Here is a 19,450-nt window from a genome sequence, read left to right on the forward strand (position 1 = left end):
CTACCACGAGGCCCTCGCCCATCCCGCCCTGGGTCAAGAGCCCTTCGCGGCAGGCTCAAGGATCGCGACGCACTCCACATGGTGGGTCATCGGGAACAGGTCGAACGCCCGCAGGGTCCGGACCTTGTAGCCGCCGTCCGCGAAGTACGCGAGGTCGCGGGCCAGGGCCGCCGGGTCGCAGGCGACGTAGGCGATCTTGCGGGCGCCGAGGCCGGAGAGGTGCTTGACGACCTGCTTGCCGGCGCCGGCGCGGGGCGGGTCGAGGACGATGAGGTCGCACTCGGTGATGCCGGTGCGCGGGAGGATCTGGTCGACCTTGCCGTGTTCGATGCGGACGCGGTCGAGGTCCTGGAGGTTGTGGCGGGCGTCCTCGACGGCGCGCTTGCCGGACTCGATGCCGAGCACCGCGCCCTTCTCGCCGATGCGCTGGCCGATCGCGCCGGCGAACAGGCCGACGCCGCAGTAGAGGTCGAGGGCGGTGTCGTTCTTGCGGGGCAGCAGTCCCTGCATGACCGCCCGGACCAGGGTGTTGGCCGCCTGCGGGTGGACCTGCCAGAAGCCGCCGGAACCGACGCGGTACGTGCGGTCGTCGGCGACCTCGCGGACGAAGGCGCGGCCATGGACGCGGTGGACGCCGCCGTCCTTCTCGTCGACGCGCAGCACGGAGACCGGCCGGTCGAGCTCCACCAGCGGCAGCCGGCCGCCGGGCTTCGGGGTGAGGATGACCTGGCGGTCGCTGGAGCCGGTGGCGGTGATGGCCTCGACGGCCGCCATCTGGGGCCATTCGCGCTGCTCGACGCCGAGTTCGGAGACGCCGGGCGCCGCGATGAGGCAGCGGTCGATCGGCTGCACCTCGTGCGAGCGGTGCTTGCGCAGCCCCGCACGCCCGTCCTCGGTGACGGCGTACTGGACGCGGGTACGCCACGCCGGCACCTCGCCCGCGGGCAGCTTGTCGCCCTCGGCCGGCATCACGGTGCCGTCCCAGCCGACGTCCTCCGGGGTGAGCCCGGCGAGGCGCATGAGCTGCTCGGCGACCACCTCGCCCTTGAGCCGCCGCTGCGCGCCCGGCTTGGCGTGCTGCCAGTCGCAGCCGCCGCACAGGCCGGGGCCGGCGTACGGGCACGGCGCCTCGACCCGGTCCTTGGAGGGTTCGAGGATGGTGACGGCGTCCGCGCGCAGGAAGCGGGAGTCGGAGTCGCCGTCGGTGATCCGGGCCACGACCTTCTCGCCGGGCAGCGTGTGCCGGACGAACAGGACCCGGCCCGCGTCGGTACGGGCGATGCAGTGACCACCGTGCGCGACGGGCCCGACCTCGACCTCGTACTCCTCCCCGACCAGCGACAACGTCGGCGTGGGCGCCGACGACGACGTGGATGCGTTGGATTCGTTCTGCATGAGGTGAGGCTCCAGGGATCAGGGGGGCAGGGCCAGCCGGAGGGAAGGGGCCAGGGCCGAAGGTCCGGCGGGCGGGCTGCGGGACAGCAGCCCACCAGTCTACGTGCGCTCCGCCGGACCGCTCACCACGCCGGAGGCCGGGTCCGGCAGGCACCCACCCGCTCACCACGCCGGAGGCCGGGCCCGGCAGGCACCCACCCGCACCCACGCCGGAGGCCAGGTCCGGCAGGCGCCCACCCGCACCCACGCCGGAGGCCGGGCCCGGCGGGGCCCACCGCGCCGGGGCCGTGGCGGGGCCGGGTCCGGCCGGGCACCGGGGCGCGCGGGTCAGGTGGCTCGGGTCAGGCCCGAGCCCTCGGAGGCCCGGAATCCGGAATCCGGACCACCGCCGCCCGCCGCCCGCCGCTCCCGGACCACCGCCGCTCCGGACCGCCGCCCGCCGCCGCGGCCCGCCCCGTCCCGCCGCCCGCGGCCCGCCCCGTCCTGCCGCGGCTCTCAGCCCTTGCGCCCCGGCTCCTTCGGCCGGCGCTCGGCCGTTCCACGGCGCTCGACCGGTCCCCGGCGCACCGAGCCCGGTGCGATCCAGTTCGCGCCGCGCCTGGCGCGCTTCTTCGCGGCCTCGGAGGACTCCAGCTGGTAGGGCACCGAGGTGACCATCACGCCGGGGGTGAAGAGCAGCCGGCCCTTGAGGCGCAGCGCGGTCTGGTTGTGCAGGACGTGCTCGTACCAGTGCCCGACGACGTACTCGGGGATGTAGACGCTCACCACGTCGCGCGGGCTCTCGCGGCGCAGCCCCTTGACGTACTCGATGACCGGGCGGGTCACCTCGCGGTAGGGGGAGTCGAGGATCTTCAACGGGACGTTGATGCCGCGTCGCTCCCAGTCCTCCCGGAGCGCCTTGGTCTCCGCGGCGTCGACGCTGATGGACAGCGCCTCCAGGTGGTCGGTGCGGATGAGCTTGGCGTACGCGAGGGCGCGCAGGGTGGGGCGGTGGAGCTTGGAGACGAGCACGATGGCGTGGACCCGGGACGGCCGGACGGTCTCGTCGGACGGCGTCTCGTCGGCGGCGATCTCACGGGCGACCCGGTCGTAGTGCTTGCGGATCGCGGTCATCGTGCCGTAGAAGATCAGCATGCCGAGCAGTGCGACCCAGGCGCCGTGGGTGAACTTGGTGGCCAGCACCACGACCAGGACGAGGCCGGTGAAGAAGGCGCCGAAGGTGTTGATCGCGCGGGAGCGGATCATGTGGCGGCGCTTGGCGGTGTCCTTCTCGGTGCGCAGGTGGCGGTTCCAGTGCCGGACCATGCCGGTCTGGCTCAGGGTGAAGGAGACGAAGACGCCGACGATGTAGAGCTGGATCAGGCGGGTGGAGTCGGCGCCGTAGACGGCGACGAGCGCGATGGCCGCGCCGGCCAGCAGCACGATGCCGTTGGAGAACGCGAGGCGGTCGCCGCGGGTGTGGAGCTGGCGGGGCAGGTACCGGTCCTGGGCGAGGATCGACCCGAGCAGCGGGAAGCCGTTGTACGCGGTGTTCGCGGCGAGGAAGAGCACCAGGGCGGTGGCGGTGGCGAGGACCACGAAGAGGAACGAGCCGTCGCCGAACACGGCGGCCGCGACCTGCGAGATCACCGGGTCCTGGACGAATCCGGCGCCCACCGGGGAGCCGTCGTGGATGAGGTCGGCGGCCGGGTTCTCCGCCATCTTCACCTTGGTGGCCATGGCCAGCCCGATGATGCCGCAGAACATGGTGACGGCCAGCAGCCCCATCATCGCCAGCGTGGTGGCGGCGTTCTTGCTCTTCGGCTTGCGGAAGGCGGGCACACCGTTGCTGATCGCCTCGACGCCGGTGAGCGCGGCACAGCCGGAGGAGAACGCCCGCAGCAGCAGGAAGACCAGGGCGAAGCCGGCCAGTCCCTGGTGTTCGGGTTTGATCTCGAAGGCGGCGGTCGGCGCGTGCATGGTGTCGCCGAGCACCAGGCCCCGGAACGCCCCCCAGACGATCATGATGAAGACGCCGGCGACGAAGAGGTAGGTGGGGATCGCGAAGAGCTTGCCCGACTCCTTGACGCCCCGGAGGTTCATCAGGGTGAGCAGGACGATGGCGGCGATCGCGCAGGTCGTCTTGTGCTCGACCACGAAGGGGATGGCGGAGCCGAGGTTCTCGACGCCGGAGGAGATCGACACGGCGACGGTGAGGACGTAGTCGACCAGCAGGGCGCTGGCGACGGTGAGGCCGGCCCGGGGGCCGAGGTTGGTGGTGGCGACCTCGTAGTCGCCGCCGCCGCTCGGGTACGCGTGGACGTTCTGCCGGTACGAGGCGACGACCGTGAACATGAGGACCACGACGGCGACCGCGATCCACGGGCTGAAGTGGTACGCCGACACGCCCGCGATGGAGAGCACCAGGAGGACTTCCCCCGGTGCGTACGCCACCGAGGACAGCGGGTCGGATGCGAAGACGGGCAGGGCGATGCGCTTCGGGAGGAGCGTTTCTCCCAGCTTGTCGCTGCGCAGCGCCCGTCCGATCAGAATCCGTTTGGGCACGTCGGTCAGTTTGGACACGCAGAGGATCGTAAGCGCTGGCCGGGCCGCTCATCGCGCCGCCGATCCGGCGCACCCCCAATCTCCTGCGATCAGCGGAGAAACACGCTGAATCCTTAACGAAATCCTTGCACGGGGAAGGCCGCACCGGGGCCGGACGGGGACCGGGTGTGGTCGCGCGGTGACGGTCGGCGCACCGCGCATCCGCACCCGCCCGCTTTCCGCCCGCCCCCTCCGCTCCCTCGCCGCTTTCCCCTCCCCGCCCCGTCCGCTCCCCCGCCCGCCCGCTTTGCCCGTGGCCCTGAGTCGGACGCAGACTCGGTGGGGGCGGCGTGGGCGCGGGCGCTTAAGCTCGTGCCCCTGGGCAACACCTGCGGTGGTTGCCCGTTTGTTTGCCCGGCAAGCTGAGGAAGAAGTGTGAGCAGGGTGTTTTCGCAGGTCAGCCGGACGACCAGGAGTGCGGGGTAGGCACGAGGTGCACATCGTCATCATGGGCTGCGGCCGAGTCGGAGCCGCACTCGCGCAGACCCTCGAACAGCAGGGGCACACGGTCGCCGTGATCGACCAGGACCCCACGGCGTTCCGCCGGCTCGGTTCCGGTTTCGGCGGCCGTCGGGTCACCGGGGTCGGGTTCGACCAGGACACCCTCCGTGAAGCGGGGATCGAGGACGCCGGAGCGTTCGCCGCGGTGAGCAGCGGCGACAACTCCAACATCATCGCGGCCCGGGTGGCGCGCGAGATGTTCGACGTGGAGAACGTCGCGGCCCGCATCTACGACCCGCGGCGGGCCGAGGTGTACCAGCGCCTCGGCATCCCGACCGTGGCCACCGTGCGCTGGACCGCCGACCAGATGCTGCGGCGTCTGCTGCCGTCCGGGGCCGAGCCGCTGTGGCGGGACCCGAGCGGCGGGGTGCAGCTCGCGGAGGTGCACACCACACCGGGCTGGATCGGCCACAAGATCAGCACGTTGCAGGAGGAGACCGGCGTCCGCGTCGCCTTCCTCACCCGTCTGGGCGAGGCGATCCTGCCCAGCTCGCAGACGGTGTTGCAGGAGGGCGACCTCGTCCACGTGATGATGCGCACGGACGAGGTCGAGAAGGTCGAGGCGGCCTTCGCCGAGGGCCCCGAGGAGGGCGGTCACTGATGCGTGTGGCGATTGCCGGTGCCGGCGCGGTGGGCCGTTCCATCGCGGCCGAGCTGCTGGAGAACGGGCACGAGGTGCTGCTCATCGACAAGGCGCCCACCGCCATCTCGGTGGAGCGGGTGCCGATGGCCGAGTGGCTGCTGGCCGACGCGTGCGAGATCACGTCGCTCGACGAGGCGGCGCTGCAGCGGTGCAACGTCGTGATCGCGGCGACGGGTGACGACAAGGTCAACCTGGTGGTCTCGCTGCTGGCCAAGACGGAGTACGGGGTGCCGCGGGTGGTGGCCCGCGTCAACAACCCGAAGAACGAGTGGCTGTTCAACGAGTCCTGGGGCGTCGACGTCGCGGTCTCCACGCCGCGGCTGATGTCGGCGCTGGTGGAGGAGGCGGTGAGCGTCGGTGACCTGGTCCGGCTGCTGCGCTTCAGCCACGGCGACGCCAACCTGGTCGAGCTCACCCTGCCGCCGGAGTCGGCGCTGGCGGGCACGCAGGTCGGCGAGGTGGAGTGGCCCGAGGACACCTCGCTGGTCACCATCATCCGCGGCACGCGGGTGCTGACGCCGAACTCCGAGGAGACGCTGGAGGCCGGCGACGAGCTGCTCTTCGTGGCCGCGCAGGCCCGCGAGGAGCAGTTGGAGGACCTGCTGTCGGTGCGCAGCGGGGAGACCGCGGACGAGTGACGCCCCCACCGTCGCCGTACGGGGTACGGCGACGGAGGGCGGCGTGACGTGTGAGGGGCCCGGCCGGTGGAATCGCTTCCACCGGCCGGGCCCCTCGTACGTGCGGCGTCCGCCGGTTCAGAACCCGTCGCGGCCGGTGTCGGCCGGCGTGTCGGGCACGGTGGCGGCGGCCTTGCGGGCCCGCTCCGCCTCCTTCTCGGCCTCCTCCTCCGCTTCCATCTCGGCGAAGACGTCGATGGGCGGCGGCGCCTTGGCGAGGAAGATCCAGGTCAGCCAGACCGCGAGCAGGAAGGGCGGAATCTTCAGCGCGACCAGGACCCAGCCGAGCTGGGCGGTGTCGGCCCACCAGTAGAGCGGGAAGAGGATCGCGCACTTGGCGAGCAGGATCAGACCCCAGGCGTAGCTGGCCCTGGCGTACGCCTTCTTGCGGCCGGGGTTCCGGGTGCGCCAGGAGAGGTTCTCCTTGAAGACCGGGCCGAGGATCAGGCCGAGCAGGGGGACGCCCGCGAGGGTGGTGACCAGGTAGGCGAGGGCCAGGCCGAGCGTGTAGAGCATGCCCGGGAGGTAGAAGTCCTTGGCGTTGCCCGTCATCATGGCGAAGACCACGCCGAAGGCGACGCCGAAGACGCCGCTGAAGGCGTGCTTGACGGTGTCCTTGCGGACCAGCCGGACGACGACGAGGACCAGCGAGATCGCCAGGGCGGCGATGGCCGAGGACTTCAGGTCCTTGTTGATGGTGAAGATCGTGACGAAGAGCAGCCCGGGCAGGACTGTCTCCACCATGCCCCGGACCCCGCCGAACGCCTCGAAGAGCGCGGCTTCGGTGACCGCCCTGTCGGCGGCGTGCTGGGGTGCGGTGCGGTGGGGCTCGTCCGTGTCGGACGTCGGCTTGTCGTGAGACGTCACCGGCTACTCCTTGCCGAGCGGTCGCAGTTCGTATTTGGGGTTGAACAGCACCCGGCGCCCGTGACTCATGGAGAGGCGGCCCGAGGCGATGAGCTTGCGTCCGGGCTCGATGCCGACGATCGAGCGCCGGCCGAGCCAGACCACGTCCAGCGGCGCGGTGCCGTCGAAGAGCTCCGCCTCCAAGGCGGGCACGCCCGCGCGCGGACGCAGGGTGACGGTCCGCAACGTACCAGCAACCTTCACGATCTGGCGGTCCGAGCACTCGGCGATGCGCGTGCACCCGGAGGCGTGCGCGTCCTCGCGCAGCTCCTCGGTGTCGAGTTCCTCCTGGGAGCTGGACAGCCGGTCGAGCATGCGGCGGAACCTGCCGGAGGACCGGCCTGCCTTCTCTGCTTCGTGGGATCGGGAAACAGCGCTCATAACCGAAGGGTACCGCCCGTCGGCGGCGCCGGAGGGTCCGGCCGAACTCCACCCGGACGGGGGACGCGGGGCGGGGTCAGCCGCGCTCGAAGCGGTACCCCATGCCGGGTTCGGTGACGAAGTGGCGGGGGTGCGAGGGGTCGGCCTCCAGCTTGCGTCGGAGCTGGGCCATGTAGACGCGCAGGTAGTTGGTCTCGGTGCCGTACGAGGGTCCCCAGACCTCCTGGAGGAGCTGCTTCTGGCTGACCAGGCGGCCGCTGTTGCGGACCAGGACCTCCAGCAGGTGCCACTCGGTCGGGGTGAGCCGGACGTCACGGCCGGCGCGGTGGACCTTCTTGGCGGCGAGGTCGACGGTGAACCCCTCGGTCTCGACCACGACGACGTCGTCGGCGCCGTCCTGCCCGACGGGCTCGGCGCGGCGTACGGAGGCGCGGAGCCGGGCCAGCAGCTCGTCCATCCCGAAGGGCTTGGTGACGTAGTCGTCGGCGCCGGCGTCGAGCGCCTCGACCTTCTCGTCGGAGGTGTGGCGGGCGGAGAGGACCAGGATCGGGACCCGTGTCCAGCCGCGCAGCCCCCTGATGACCTCGACGCCGTCCATGTCCGGCAGGCCGAGGTCGAGGACGACCACGTCGGGGTGGCGGGCTGCGGCGAGCTGGAGGGCGGTCGCTCCGTCGGGCGCGGCGTCCACCTCGTACTTGCGCGCCTTCAGGTTGATCACGAGGGCGCGTACGATCTGCGGCTCGTCGTCGACCACAAGCACCCGGGTCATCGCGGACCTGCCTTTCTGCTGCTGTAGGGAGCGAGTGTGCTGCACGGAGATGTCGGGCGCGTGACGCGCGGGTCCGGCCCGCCACAGGGGCCGGGCGCGGCGGTCATGTGAGGGCCCGGTCGGAGAGATCCGGGGCCGGGGGGAGGTGTCCCGGCGCGGCCCGGAGGGTGAGGACCATGGTCATGCCGCCGCCGGGGGTGTCCTCGGCGTCGAGGGTGCCGTTCATGGCCTCCGCGAAGCCGCGGGCCACCGCGAGGCCGAGGCCGACTCCGGCGCCGCGCGGGGCGTCGCCGTAGCGCTGGAAGGGTTCGAAGATCCGTTCCTTGCTGTCGTCGGGCACGCCGGGGCCCCGGTCGGAGACGCGGAGTTCGACACGTCCGCCGAGGGCGCTGGCGGCGACGGTGACGCGGGCTTCCTCGGGGCTGTACTTGACGGCGTTCTCCACGATGTTGGCGACGGTGCGCTCCAGCAGGCCGGGGTCGACGGCGACCATCGGCAGCGTCTCGGGGATGTCCAGGTCGACGCTGTCCTCCGGTACGCCTCCGAGCGCCATCGGCACCACCTCGTCCAGGTCGATCTCGCGGATCAGCGGGGTGACGGTGCCGGTCTGGAGGCGGGACATGTCGAGGAGGTTGCCGACGAGGTTGTCGAGCCGGTCGGCGCCGTTCTCGATCCCCTCGAGGAGTTCGGCCTCGTCCTCGTCGGACCAGGCGACGTCGGTGGAGCGCAGCGAGCTGACGGCGGCCTTGATGGCGGCGAGGGGGGTGCGCAGGTCGTGGCTGACGGCGGCGAGCAGCGCGGTCCTGATGCGGTTGCCCTCGGCGAGCCTGCGGGCCTTCTCGGCCTCGCCGACGAGCCGCTGGCGGTCCAGCACGACCGCGGCCTGGGCGGCGAAGGCGCCGAGCACCCGGCGGTCCTCGGCGGGCAGCACCCGGCCGGACAGGGCGAGCGCCATGTGGTCGCCGACCGGCATGTCCACGTCGGCGTCGTCGGGCCGGTCGGCGGGGGCGGGCCCGACCGCACCGGCGCGGGTCCAGGGCGCGACGTCGCTCTGCCGCTCCAGCAGGGCGACCGATTCCATGGCGAACGTCTCGCGGACCCGTTCCAGGAGGGCGTCGAGGGTCGTCTCGCCGCGCAGCACGCTGCCGGCGAGGAAGGAGAGGATCTCCGACTCGGCGCGCAGCCGGGCGGCCTGGTGGGTGCGCCGGGCCGCGAGGTCGACCACGGAGGCGACCGCGACGGCCACCGCGAAGAAGATCACGATGGCGACGATGTTCTCGGGGTCCTGGACGGTCAGGGTGTGGGTGGGCGGGGTGAACCAGTAGTTCAGCAGGAAGGATCCTGCGGCGGCCGAGGCGAGCGCGGGCAGCAGCCCGCCGGTGAGGGCCGCGGCGACGGTGAGGAAGAGGAAGAGCAGGACGTCGTTGGCGAGGCCGGGTCCGTTCTCCAGGCTGCGCAGCAGTACGGAGAGCAGCACGGGGCCGGCGACGCCGACGAGCCAGCCCCAGATGATGCGGTTGCGTCCGAGCCGGGCGCCGCCGGACAGCGGCAGGCCGCGCCCCTTGGCGACCTCCTCGTGGGTGACGATGTGGACGTCGAGGTCGGGGCCGGAGTCGCGGGCGACGGTGGCGCCGACGCCGGGCCCGTAGACGTACTGCCAGGCCTTGCGGCGGCTGGAGCCGAGGACGATCTGGGTGGCGTTGACGCCGCGGGCGAACGCGAGGAGGGCCGAGGGTATGTCGTCGCCGATGACGTGGTGGAAGGTGCCGCCGAGGTCTTCGACGAGGGTGCGCTGGACGGTCAGCTCCTTCGGCGAGGCCGAGGTCAGTCCGTCGCTGCGGGCGATGTAGACGGCGAGGATCTCGCTGCCGGAGCCCTTCGCGGCGACCCGGGCGGCGCGGCGGATGAGGGTGCGTCCCTCGGGGCCGCCGGTGAGGCCGACGACGATCCGTTCGCGTGCCTGCCAGGTGGTGCGGATGTTGTGCTCGCCGCGGTACTGCTGAAGGTATTCGTCGACCCGGTCGGCGACCCAGAGCAGCGCCAGTTCGCGCAGTGCGGTGAGGTTGCCGGGGCGGAAGTAGTTGGAGAGGGCGGCGTCCATCTTGTCGGGCTTGTAGATGTTGCCGTGGGCCATGCGGCGGCGGAGCGCCTGGGGCGACATGTCGACCAGTTCGATCTGGTCGGCGCGCCGGACCACCTCGTCGGGCACGGTCTCGCGCTGGCGTACGCCGGTTATGGACTCCACCACGTCGCCGAGTGATTCCAGGTGCTGGATGTTGACGGTGGAGACCACGTCGATGCCGGCGGCGAGGAGTTCCTCGACGTCCTGCCAGCGCTTGGCGTTGCGGGAGCCCGGCACGTTGGTGTGGGCGAGCTCGTCGACGAGGGCGACGGCGGGGGCCCGTTCCAGGACGGCGTCCACGTCCATCTCGGTGAAGACGGCGGTGCGGTACTCGATCTCGGCGCGGCGGATCTGTTCGAGGCCGTGCAGCATCACCTCGGTGCGGGGCCGGTCGTGGTGCTCCACGAAGGCGACGACGCAGTCGGTGCCCCGCTCGACCCTGCGGTGGGCCTCGGAGAGCATCGCGTACGTCTTGCCGACGCCGGGCGCCGCGCCCAGGTAGATACGAAGCTTGCCGCGTGCCATGGCCCCATTGTCTTCTTCTCCGACGGCTGCGGCCGGTGCGGCAGCCGGTCCCGACGTTACTCCCACGATTGGGGACATCCGGGACGGCGGGTCGCCCCGGGGACCCGTCTTGACGGAACCCTGATGCCGCCCGGCACGTGGGTGCCGGGCGGCATCGGGTCCGTGTCCGGGCGCCGCGCGGGGACGGTCGCCCGGGCACGGTGTCAGGCGCCGTCCACGAGGTCGCGCAGGGCGAGGTTGAGCCGGAGGACGTTGACGGTCGGCTCCCCCATGAAGCCGAGGATCCGGCCGTCGGTGTGCTCCCGGACCAGTTCGCGGACCCGGTCGACGGGGAGGTGGTTGCGCTCGGCGACCCGGCGGACCTGGAGGCCGGCGTACGCGGGCGAGATCGCCGGGTCCAGGCCGGAGCCGGAGGAGGTGACGGCGTCGGCCGGCACGTCGTCGGGGTCGACCGGGTGGCCGGGCACGGAGTTGTCCGCGACGACGGCGGCCTTGGCGTCGGTCACCTGGTCGATCAGCTCCTGGTTGTCCCCGGAGCGGTTGGTGGCTCCGGAGAGGATGAGCTCGTACTCGGTGTTGACGCTGTTGGCGCCGAGTCCGTCGGAGGGACGCGGCTGGAACCACCTGAGGTCGGGGCCGGGTGTCTCCTGGCCGTCCTTCGGCGGCAGGTCGTAGCGCTGGCCGATCAGGGAGGAGCCGACGGACTTCCCCCCGCTGGTGATCTCGGAGCCGTCGGCCCGGCCGGGGAAGAGCCCCTGCGCCACGCCGGTGACGGCGAGCGGGTAGATCACGCCGCACAGCACGGTGAGGACCATCAGGGCCCGGAGTCCGGCGCCGAGCTGCCGGACGGTGGAGGTCACGGATGTGTTCATGGCGGATCAGCCGATTCCGGGGATGAGGGAGACGATCAGGTCGATGATCTTGATGCCGGCGAAGGGGGCGACGAGGCCGCCGAGGCCGTAGATCCCGAGGTTGCGCCGGAGCATGCGGTCGGCGGACGCGGGGCGGTAGCGGACGCCGCGCAGGGCGAGCGGCACCAGCGCCACGATGATCAGGGCGTTGAAGACGACGGCGGACAGGATCGCCGACTCCGGGGAGTCGAGCCGCATGATGTTCAGCTTGTCCAGGCCCGGGTAGAGGGCCGCGAACATGGCCGGGATGATCGCGAAGTACTTCGCGACGTCGTTGGCGAGGGAGAACGTGGTGAGGGCTCCCCGGGTGATCAGCAACTGCTTGCCGATCGCGACGATCTCGATGAGTTTGGTGGGGTCGGAGTCCAGGTCCACCATGTTCCCGGCCTCCTTGGCGGCCGAGGTGCCGGTGTTCATGGCGACGCCGACGTCCGCCTTGGCGAGCGCGGGGGCGTCGTTGGTGCCGTCGCCGGTCATGGCGACGAGCTTGCCGCCCGACTGCTCCCGCACGATGAGGGCCATCTTGTCCTCGGGGGTGGCCTCGGCGAGGAAGTCGTCGACGCCCGCCTCCTGCGCGATGGCCTTGGCGGTGAGCGGGTTGTCGCCGGTGATCATCACGGTCCGGATGCCCATCCGGCGCAGCTCGTCGAACCGCTCCCGCATGCCCTCCTTGACGACGTCCTTCAGGTGGACGACGCCGAGCACGCGGGCGCCGTCGGCGTCGTCCACGGCGACCAGCAGCGGGGTGCCGCCGCCTTCGGCGATCCGGTCGGTGAGCCGCCGGGCGTCTTCCGAGGCCCGGCCGCCGCGCCGCTCGACCCAGGCGAGCACGGAGCCGGTCGCGCCCTTGCGTACGGCGCGGCCGTCCACGTCGACGCCGGACATCCGGGTCTGGGCGGTGAAGGCGACCCAGGTGGCGCCCCGGGGGGCGTCTGCGGCGGCGTCCTGCCGGCGCAGTCCGTACCGCTCGCGGGCGAGGGTGACGACGGAGCGGCCCTCGGGGGTCTCGTCGGCCAGCGAGGAGAGCTGGGCGGCGTCCGCGAGTTCGGCCTCGGACACTCCGGGGACGGGCAGGAACGCGGCGGCCTGCCGGTTGCCGAGGGTGATGGTGCCGGTCTTGTCGAGGAGCAGGGTGGAGACGTCTCCGGCGGCCTCGACGGCCCGGCCGGACAGGGCGAGCACGTTGCGCTGCACCAGCCGGTCCATGCCGGCGATGCCGATGGCGGAGAGCAGCGCCCCGATGGTGGTGGGGATGAGGCAGACCAGGAGCGCCACCAGGACGATCATCGACTGCTTCTGGCCGGCGTGGACGGCGAACGGCTGGAGCGTGACGACGACGAGCAGGAAGACGACGGTGAGCGAGGCGAGCAGGATGTTGAGCGCGATCTCGTTCGGCGTCTTCTGCCGGGCGGCGCCCTCGACCAGGTTGATCATGCGGTCGATGAAGGTCTCGCCGGGTTTGGTGGTGATGGCGACGACGATCCGGTCGGAGAGCACCTTGGTGCCGCCGGTGACGGCACTGCGGTCGCCGCCGGACTCCCGGATGACGGGTGCGGACTCGCCGGTGATGGCGGACTCGTCGACGCTGGCGACGCCTTCGACGACGTCCCCGTCGCCGGGCACGGTGTCGCCGGCCTCGCAGACCACCCGGTCGCCGACGCGCAGGTCGGTGCCGGGGACCCGTTCCTCGCGGCCGTCGACGAGCCGGCGGGCCACGGTGTCGGTCTTGGCCTTGCGCAGGGTGTCGGCCTGCGCCTTGCCGCGGCCCTCGGCCACCGCCTCGGCGAGGTTGGCGAAGATCGTGGTCAGCCAGAGCCAGCCGGCGATGGCCCACCCGAAGCCGTCGGTGGGGTCGAGCACGGCGAGCACGGTGGTGAAGACCGAGCCGACCAGCACCACGAACATCACCGGGCTCTTCACCATCACGCGGGGGTCGAGCTTGCGCAGCGCCTCCGGGAGGGAGGTGAGGAGCTGCCCCGGATCGAAGAAGCCTCCCCCGACCCGCCCGGCGGGCCCCGGTCCCTGCGGGTCGCCCTGGTGCGGCGCATGGGCCGGTGCGGCGGTGGACATCGGTTCCTCGTGTTCCGTGCGTGCGGTCATGACGCCAGCCCTTCGGCGAGCGGGCCCAGTGCGAGGGCGGGGAAGAAGGTCAGACCGGTGACGACCATGATCGCGCCGGCCAGCAGCCCGCTGAAGAGCGGTGTGTGGGTGCCGAGCGTGCCGGTCGTCGCCGGTACGGGTTTCTGGGAGGCCAGCGACCCGGCCAGGGCCAGCACGAAGACCATCGGCACGAACCGGCCGAGCAGCATCGCGAGCCCGATGGTGGTGTTGAACCACTGGGTGTCGGCGTTGAGCCCGGCGAAGGCGGATCCGTTGTTGTTGGCGCCGGAGGTGTAGGCGTACAGGATCTCCGAGAAGCCGTGCGCGCCGGAGTTGGTCATCGAGTCGGCCGGGGCGGGCAGCGCCAGCGCCAGGGCGGTGAAGCAGAGCACCAGCGCCGGGGTGATCAGGATGTAGCAGGCGGCCAGCTTGATCTCGCGGGTGCCGATCTTCTTGCCGAGGTACTCGGGGGTGCGGCCGACCATCAGTCCGGCCAGGAAGACGGCGACCACGGCCATCACCAGCATCCCGTAGAGCCCGGAGCCGACGCCGCCGGGCGCGATCTCGCCGAGCTGCATGCCGAGCATGGTGATGCCGCCGCCGAGGCCGGTGAACGAGGAGTGGAAGGAGTTGACCGCGCCGGTGGAGGTGAGGGTGGTGGCGACCGCGAAGATCGACGAGCCGCCGATGCCGAATCGATTCTCCTTACCCTCCATGGCTCCGCCGGCGAGCTCGAACGCGGGCCCGTGGTGGGCGAATTCGGTCCACATCATCAGGCCGGTGAAGACGAGCCAGATGGCGCCCATGGTGGCGAGGATCGCGTACCCCTGGCGGAGCGAGCCGACCATCCGGCCGAAGGTACGGGTCATCGCGAACGGGACGAGGAGGATCAGGAAGACCTCGAAGAGGTTGGAGAAGCCGTTCGGGTTCTCGAAGGGGTGGGCGGAGTTGGCGTTGAAGTAGCCGCCGCCGTTGGTGCCGAGCTCCTTGATGGCCTCCTGCGAGGCGACCGCGCCGCCGTTCCACTGCTGAGTGCCGCCCGTGAACTGCCCGACGTCGTGGATGCCGGAGAAGTTCTGGATGACGCCGCAGGCCGCCAGCACCAGGGCGCCGACGACGGCGAGGGGCAGCAGGACGCGGACGGTGCCGCGCACCAGGTCGGCCCAGAAGTTGCCGAGTTCACCGGTACGGGACCGGGCGAAGCCGCGGACCAGCGCCACCGCGACCGCCATGCCGACGGCCGCGGAGACGAAGTTCTGCACCGCGAGGCCGCCGGTCTGCACCACGTGGCCCATGGCCTGTTCGCCGTAGTAGGACTGCCAGTTGGTGTTGGCGACGAACGAGGCGGCCGTGTTGAACGCCTGGTCCGGGTCGATCGACGCGAACCCGAGCGAGCCGGGCAGTACGCCCTGGAGCCGCTGGAGGAGGTACAGGAACAGGACGCTCACGGCGGAGAAGGCGAGCACCGCGCGGAGGTAGGCGGGCCAGCGCATCGCGATGCGCGGGTCGGCGCCCACGGCCTTGTACATCCACTTCTCCACCCGCAGGTCGCGGTCGCCGGAGTAGACGCGGGCCATGTGGTCGCCGAGGGGGCGGTAGGCCAGACCGAGCGCCGCGATCAGCGCGAGGACCTGGAGCACACCGGCGAGGACGGGACTCATGACGTTCTCAGAACCTCTCCGGGTGGAGGAGGGCGAGGACGAGGTAGCCCAGCAGGGCGGCGGCGACCACGAGGCCGGCGATGTTGTCGGCGGTCACAGCTTGGCCACCCCCTTGGCGATGAGGGCCACCAGCGCGAAGAGCGCGATCGTGGTGACGACGAAGGCCGCATCGGCCATCGTGAGCTCCCGGGTGAGGTTGGTTTCTCGGACCCCTTGAGCAAACCCCCGTCCGGGCCCGGCACCGTCCGCGTTGACGCCTCCCATACGTCCGGGGCCCGAGCCCTGACGTCGTCCATACGTGCGCGATACGCGCTCTTGACGGCGGCCCCGTCCGCGCGCCGGAGGCCCCGCACCACCGCACCGAAAAGGCCGGTGGGCCGCACCCCCGGGAAAGGGGTGCGGCCCACCGGCCGTGCGTACGGGTGGGATCAGCGGATCTCGCTGATCTCCGGGCCGCGCTGGAGGCGGCCCATGCCGCCGGAGAACTTCGAGCTCTCTTGGTCCTCCTGCTGGACGCCCTCGGGCACCATCTGGGCGTCCTCGGGCAGCTTCAGGACCAGCGGGTCGCGCGGGGCCATCGGCCCGTCGCCGCGGACCACCACGGTGTCCCGGAAGATCGTCTCCAGCAGACCGGCGGCCTCCGGCTGGACGGCTCCCTGGCCGGAGATCACGCCGCGCAGGAACCAGCGCGGGCCGTCGACGCCGACGAACCGCACCAGCTGCACGCCGGTCTTGCCGTCGGGCAGCGGCACCGGCACCTGGGCCCGCAGCTCCCAGCCGAGCGGTCCCTCGACCTCGTCGATGACACCGCCCTGCTTGGTGATGCCGGAGGCGATCTCCTCGCGGACCTCGCCCCAGATGCCCTCGTTCTTGGGCGCGGCGAACGCCTGGAGCTGGATGGCGGTGTCCCGCAGGACGACCGTGGCGGCGACGATGGCGTCCCCGGCCACCTCGACCCTCAGCTCCATGCCCTCGACGCCGGGCACGAACAGGCCGCCCAGGTCGACGCGTCCCTCACCGGGCCGGGAGACCTCGGCGAGGTCCCACGGTCCGTCCGGCCGGGGGGCCGGGGGCAGGTTGGTGCGGCGGCCGCCCGCGGCACCGTCGTCATCGAGCTCGTCGGCGACCTGCTCGGTCTCGCGCGCTTCGTCCGCCACGTCCTCGGCGGAACCACTCTTCTTGCGACGTCCGAACACGTCACTGTCCTTCCCGGTCGGATACGACCGAAGCGTAGTTCTTCCCACCCGGGGTGAGACCGCCCGTGTCGCCGTCCACCGCGGCATGACCGCCGGTGGACCCGAAGCCCCCCTCGGCCCGAGCCGAACCGGGAAGCTCCGCCACCTCGTGGAAGCGCACCTTCTCGACCTGCTGGACGATCAACTGGGCGATCCGGTCGAAACGCTCGAACCGCACGGTCTCGCGCGGGTCGAGGTTGACCACGATCACCTTGATCTCTCCACGGTACCCGGCATCCACCGTCCCGGGGGCATTCACGAGAGCCACTCCGCAGCGGGCCGCGAGCCCGGAGCGGGGGTGCACGAAGGCCGCGTAGCCGTCCGGCAGCGCGATCGAGACGCCGGTGGGCAGCACCGCCCGCTCCCCCGGCGCCAGTTCGGCGGCCTCGGTGGTCACCAGGTCGGCGCCCGCGTCGCCCGGGTGCCCGTAGGACGGCACCGGTACGTCGGGGTCGAGGCGGCGCAGGAGTACGTCGACGGGTCCGGACATCAGGGGTTCACCTCGAAGGCTCGGGCGCGCTTGACCAGGTCGGGATCGGACATCGCGGCGCGGATCTCCTCCGGGCGGCCGTTGTCCACGAAGTGGTCGATCTTGACCTCGACGAAGAGGGCGTCGGCCCGGACGGCCACCGGCCCGTCGGGGCCGCCGATCCGGCCGGTAGCCGAGGAGTAGATCTTGCGGCCGTGCACCGCGGTCACCCGGGCGTCCAGGTGCAGCTCGGTGCCGACCGGTACGGGCAGCAGGTAGTCCGTCTCCAGCCGTCCGGTGACCGCGACGACCCGCAGCAGCCAGCTCAGCGCGCCGAGCGTCTCGTCCAGCGCGGTGGCGAGGATCCCGCCGTGCGCAAGGCCGGGGGCGCCCTGGTGTTCGGGGGCCACGGTGAAGCCGGCGGTGACGTCCACGCCCTGCCCGGCCCGCGCGCTCAGGTGCAGTCCGTGCGGCTGCCCGTCACCACAACCGAAACAGTGTTCGTAGTGCGAACCCAGGAGCTCGCCGGGGGCGGGGGCTTCGGGGTGCCGGACGGGGGCCACCGCGTCGGGGGGAGGCGTCAACGCCGCAGATGTTCCACTCACACGCGCAGACCTTACCCGCGCGGCGGAGCGCGGGGCACGCCGTGCCAAGCTTGGTTCCATGCAGCCTTCGCGACCGCGCTTCGACGAACGTCTCACCACGCCCCGCTCCTGGTGGTTCCTCGCCTTCGGGATCGGTGTGGCGTGCGCCCTGATGCTGCTGCCGTTCGGGGTGCTGCCGCTGCTCGGCGGCCTGGTCGGCGGCACCGCGGCGACCGCCGTCGTGATGAGCGCGTACGGCTCGGTGCGGATCCGGGTGGTGGCGGGCTCGCTGGTCGCGGGCGACGCGAACATCCCGCTGACGGCGCTCGGCGCGGTGAGCGTGCTGGACGCCGAGGAGGCGCGGGAGTGGCGGACCCACCGGGCGGACGCGCGGGCGTTCATGCTGCTGCGCAGCTATGTGCCGACGGCCGTCAAGGTCGAGGTGACGGACCCGGAGGATCCCACTCCGTATCTCTACCTCTCCACGCGTGAGCCCGAGGCGCTGGCGGCGGCGCTGGCCGCCGTACCGGCCGGCTGAGGGCGCACGGCGGCGGCCTCAGGCGCCCTTGCCGGCGCCGCGGTCACCCCCGGTCTCCTCGCCGGCGGCCGGCGGGAGGGTGTTCCCGGTGACCTCGGGGGGCAGCGGGTGGGGGTCGGCGGGCTGTTCCAGCGGGGGCAGCGCGGGCAGCCGGTCCCAGCCGACCTGGTGGGCGCGCAGGTCCTCGCGGACGCGCTCGGCCAGCTTCCTGGTGTCACGGCGGTTCATCACCGCGCCGACCGTCGCGCCGACCATGAACGGGATCAGATTGGGGAGGTTGCGCACCATCCGCTTCATGATCTGCTGGCGCAGCTCGCGCTTCATCTGGCCGCCGAGGGCGGAGTTGAGCGTGGTGGGCTTGGTGACGTCGATGCCGCGCTCTTCGGTCCAGGCCGTGAGGTAGGCGGTGGAACGCTGCCCCAGATTGCCGGGCGGGCGCCTGCCGTAGACCTCGTGCAGCTCGGCGACGAGCTTCATCTCGATGGCGGCGACGCCGGTGATCTCGGCCGCCAGCTCGGCCAGCATGGCGGGGGGTACGGGCATCATCGCCGCGGCCCCGATGCCCGCTCCGACGGCCGCGGTGGCGCGGCCGGCGCCCGCGACGAGCCGGTCGGCGATCTCCTCCGGGCCCAGGCCAGGAAAGTGCCGGCGCAGGGTGGCGAGGTCGCGGACCGGGACGCGGGGGGCGATGTCGATGATCCGGTCGGCCAGCATCGAGACGACCGCCTTGGCGGACTCGCCGCCCTTGCGGATGCCCCGTTTCACCGTGTGCCGACGGCCGGCCCCGGTCGTGCCGTGTTCCTGTCCGCCCGCCACTTCGAGCGAGGCCCTGGGGCCCCGCTCGTCGACGGACGTGCCGGAGGTGTCGAGGGGGGCGGGCCGGTGCTCGGCGGACGCCTCAGCGTCCTTCCCCGGGCCCGTACCGCCCTGTTGCGCCTCCGGCCCTTCGGTGCGCCGTGAGCGCCGCTTCCTGAACGGGTTCTCGCCTGCCACGGCGGCCCCGCCTCAGTCGCAGTCGCGGCAGATGGGCTGACCGTTCTTCTCGCGCGCGAGCTGGCTGCGGTGGTGCACCAGGAAGCAGCTCATGCAGGTGAACTCGTCGGCCTGCTTGGGCAGGACGCGGACGGCGAGTTCTTCGTTGGACAGGTCCGCGCCGGGCAGTTCCAGGCCTTCGGCGGCGTCGAACTCGTCGACGTCGACGGCCGAGGCCGTCTTGTCGCTCCGACGAGCCTTGAGCTCTTCGAGGCTGTCCTGGTCCACGTCGTCGTCGGTCTTGCGTGGGGTGTCGTAATCCGTTGCCATGTCGCTCTCCCCCTCTTGGGTGTCTGCGGGTGTCTCAGCGCACGTAACGCATGAGAGGCCGGACTTGTGCCCGACCTGAGGCGGAGATTTTGCCTCACATCAAGGTCTGTTACTCAATCGACACCCGGCCGGGCCCCGTTCACGGCGG

Annotated in this window: 19 protein-coding genes; 3 read left to right on the top strand and 16 right to left on the bottom strand. The window is 71.9% G+C overall.

Annotation, left to right across the window (positions count from 1 at the left end):
* Positions 1 to 33 precede the first annotated feature (33 nt).
* Both Q0994_RS27990 and Q0994_RS27995 read right to left on the bottom strand, forming a co-directional pair.
* On the bottom strand, positions 34 to 1,395 hold the full coding sequence (locus Q0994_RS27990; protein WP_299539818.1) for a class I SAM-dependent RNA methyltransferase: 1,362 nt from the start codon (positions 1,393 to 1,395) through the stop codon (positions 34 to 36).
* Between the two features lie 495 nt (positions 1,396 to 1,890).
* Positions 1,891 to 3,957: an APC family permease gene (locus Q0994_RS27995; protein ID WP_299539820.1), complete on the bottom strand. Its 2,067-nt coding sequence runs from the start codon at positions 3,955 to 3,957 to the stop codon at positions 1,891 to 1,893.
* Positions 3,958 to 4,411: 454 nt separating this feature from the next.
* On the opposite strand from Q0994_RS27995, the gene Q0994_RS28000 reads away from it, so the two are divergent.
* Both Q0994_RS28000 and Q0994_RS28005 read left to right on the top strand, forming a co-directional pair.
* On the top strand, positions 4,412 to 5,080 hold the full coding sequence (locus tag Q0994_RS28000) for a TrkA family potassium uptake protein (RefSeq protein ID WP_299539822.1): 669 nt from the start codon (positions 4,412 to 4,414) through the stop codon (positions 5,078 to 5,080).
* Positions 5,080 to 5,760 (top strand): TrkA family potassium uptake protein, encoded by a 681-nt coding sequence (locus tag Q0994_RS28005; RefSeq protein WP_299539824.1) that lies wholly within the window; start codon positions 5,080 to 5,082, stop codon positions 5,758 to 5,760. Before Q0994_RS28000 ends, Q0994_RS28005 begins: the two co-directional genes overlap by 1 nt.
* 117 nt (positions 5,761 to 5,877) lie before the next feature.
* Here Q0994_RS28005 and Q0994_RS28010 read toward each other — a convergent pair whose 3' ends face one another.
* The 12 genes from Q0994_RS28010 to Q0994_RS28065 form a co-directional block, all read right to left on the bottom strand.
* A complete protein-coding gene (locus Q0994_RS28010; protein ID WP_299539825.1) occupies positions 5,878 to 6,666 on the bottom strand; it encodes a DUF3159 domain-containing protein in 789 nt (262 codons plus the stop codon).
* A gap of 3 nt (positions 6,667 to 6,669) precedes the next feature.
* Entirely contained in the window at positions 6,670 to 7,086 is a 417-nt protein-coding gene (locus Q0994_RS28015) for an OB-fold nucleic acid binding domain-containing protein (RefSeq protein ID WP_299539827.1), read from the bottom strand.
* Between the two features lie 76 nt (positions 7,087 to 7,162).
* Positions 7,163 to 7,855, bottom strand: a complete 693-nt coding sequence (locus Q0994_RS28020) for a response regulator (RefSeq protein ID WP_299539830.1) — start codon at positions 7,853 to 7,855, stop codon at positions 7,163 to 7,165.
* A 103-nt stretch (positions 7,856 to 7,958) separates the two neighbouring features.
* Positions 7,959 to 10,502 carry an ATP-binding protein gene (locus Q0994_RS28025; protein ID WP_299539832.1) on the bottom strand — a complete coding sequence of 848 codons (2,544 nt, stop codon included), beginning with the start codon at positions 10,500 to 10,502 and terminating at the stop codon, positions 7,959 to 7,961.
* Positions 10,503 to 10,705: 203 nt separating this feature from the next.
* Positions 10,706 to 11,374: a potassium-transporting ATPase subunit C gene (locus Q0994_RS28030; RefSeq protein ID WP_299539834.1), complete on the bottom strand. Its 669-nt coding sequence runs from the start codon at positions 11,372 to 11,374 to the stop codon at positions 10,706 to 10,708.
* A gap of 6 nt (positions 11,375 to 11,380) precedes the next feature.
* Positions 11,381 to 13,483, bottom strand: coding sequence for a potassium-transporting ATPase subunit KdpB (gene kdpB, locus Q0994_RS28035; protein ID WP_299540007.1), 2,103 nt, complete (start codon positions 13,481 to 13,483; stop codon positions 11,381 to 11,383).
* 26 nt (positions 13,484 to 13,509) lie between these two features.
* Positions 13,510 to 15,174 carry a potassium-transporting ATPase subunit KdpA gene (kdpA, locus tag Q0994_RS28040; RefSeq protein ID WP_299539837.1) on the bottom strand — a complete coding sequence of 555 codons (1,665 nt, stop codon included), beginning with the start codon at positions 15,172 to 15,174 and terminating at the stop codon, positions 13,510 to 13,512.
* Positions 15,175 to 15,181: 7 nt separating this feature from the next.
* Positions 15,182 to 15,271 (bottom strand): K(+)-transporting ATPase subunit F, encoded by a 90-nt coding sequence (gene kdpF / locus Q0994_RS28045; RefSeq protein ID WP_299539839.1) that lies wholly within the window; start codon positions 15,269 to 15,271, stop codon positions 15,182 to 15,184.
* Positions 15,268 to 15,438, bottom strand: coding sequence for a hypothetical protein (locus Q0994_RS28050; protein WP_299539842.1), 171 nt, complete (start codon positions 15,436 to 15,438; stop codon positions 15,268 to 15,270). The genes kdpF and Q0994_RS28050 overlap by 4 nt, the downstream gene beginning before the upstream one ends.
* Positions 15,439 to 15,602: 164 nt before the next feature.
* A complete protein-coding gene (locus tag Q0994_RS28055; protein WP_299539844.1) occupies positions 15,603 to 16,370 on the bottom strand; it encodes a DUF3710 domain-containing protein in 768 nt (255 codons plus the stop codon).
* 1 nt (position 16,371) lies between these two features.
* Entirely contained in the window at positions 16,372 to 16,899 is a 528-nt protein-coding gene (gene dut / locus Q0994_RS28060) for a dUTP diphosphatase (RefSeq protein ID WP_299539847.1), read from the bottom strand.
* Positions 16,899 to 17,483, bottom strand: a complete 585-nt coding sequence (locus Q0994_RS28065) for a PaaI family thioesterase (protein WP_299539849.1) — start codon at positions 17,481 to 17,483, stop codon at positions 16,899 to 16,901. The genes dut and Q0994_RS28065 overlap by 1 nt, the downstream gene beginning before the upstream one ends.
* A gap of 58 nt (positions 17,484 to 17,541) precedes the next feature.
* On the opposite strand from Q0994_RS28065, the gene Q0994_RS28070 reads away from it, so the two are divergent.
* Positions 17,542 to 18,000, top strand: coding sequence for a DUF3093 domain-containing protein (locus tag Q0994_RS28070; protein WP_299539852.1), 459 nt, complete (start codon positions 17,542 to 17,544; stop codon positions 17,998 to 18,000).
* Between the two features lie 18 nt (positions 18,001 to 18,018).
* Here the strand turns inward: Q0994_RS28070 and Q0994_RS28075 are convergent, their stop codons facing one another.
* Both Q0994_RS28075 and Q0994_RS28080 read right to left on the bottom strand, forming a co-directional pair.
* On the bottom strand, positions 18,019 to 18,993 hold the full coding sequence (locus tag Q0994_RS28075) for a hypothetical protein (RefSeq protein ID WP_299539855.1): 975 nt from the start codon (positions 18,991 to 18,993) through the stop codon (positions 18,019 to 18,021).
* 12 nt (positions 18,994 to 19,005) lie between these two features.
* Entirely contained in the window at positions 19,006 to 19,302 is a 297-nt protein-coding gene (locus Q0994_RS28080) for a DUF4193 domain-containing protein (RefSeq protein WP_003965732.1), read from the bottom strand.
* Between the last annotated feature and the right edge of the window lie 148 nt (positions 19,303 to 19,450).

Source organism: uncultured Streptomyces sp. (genome assembly GCF_947488945.1).
Classification (GTDB): Bacteria; Actinomycetota; Actinomycetes; order Streptomycetales; family Streptomycetaceae; genus Streptomyces.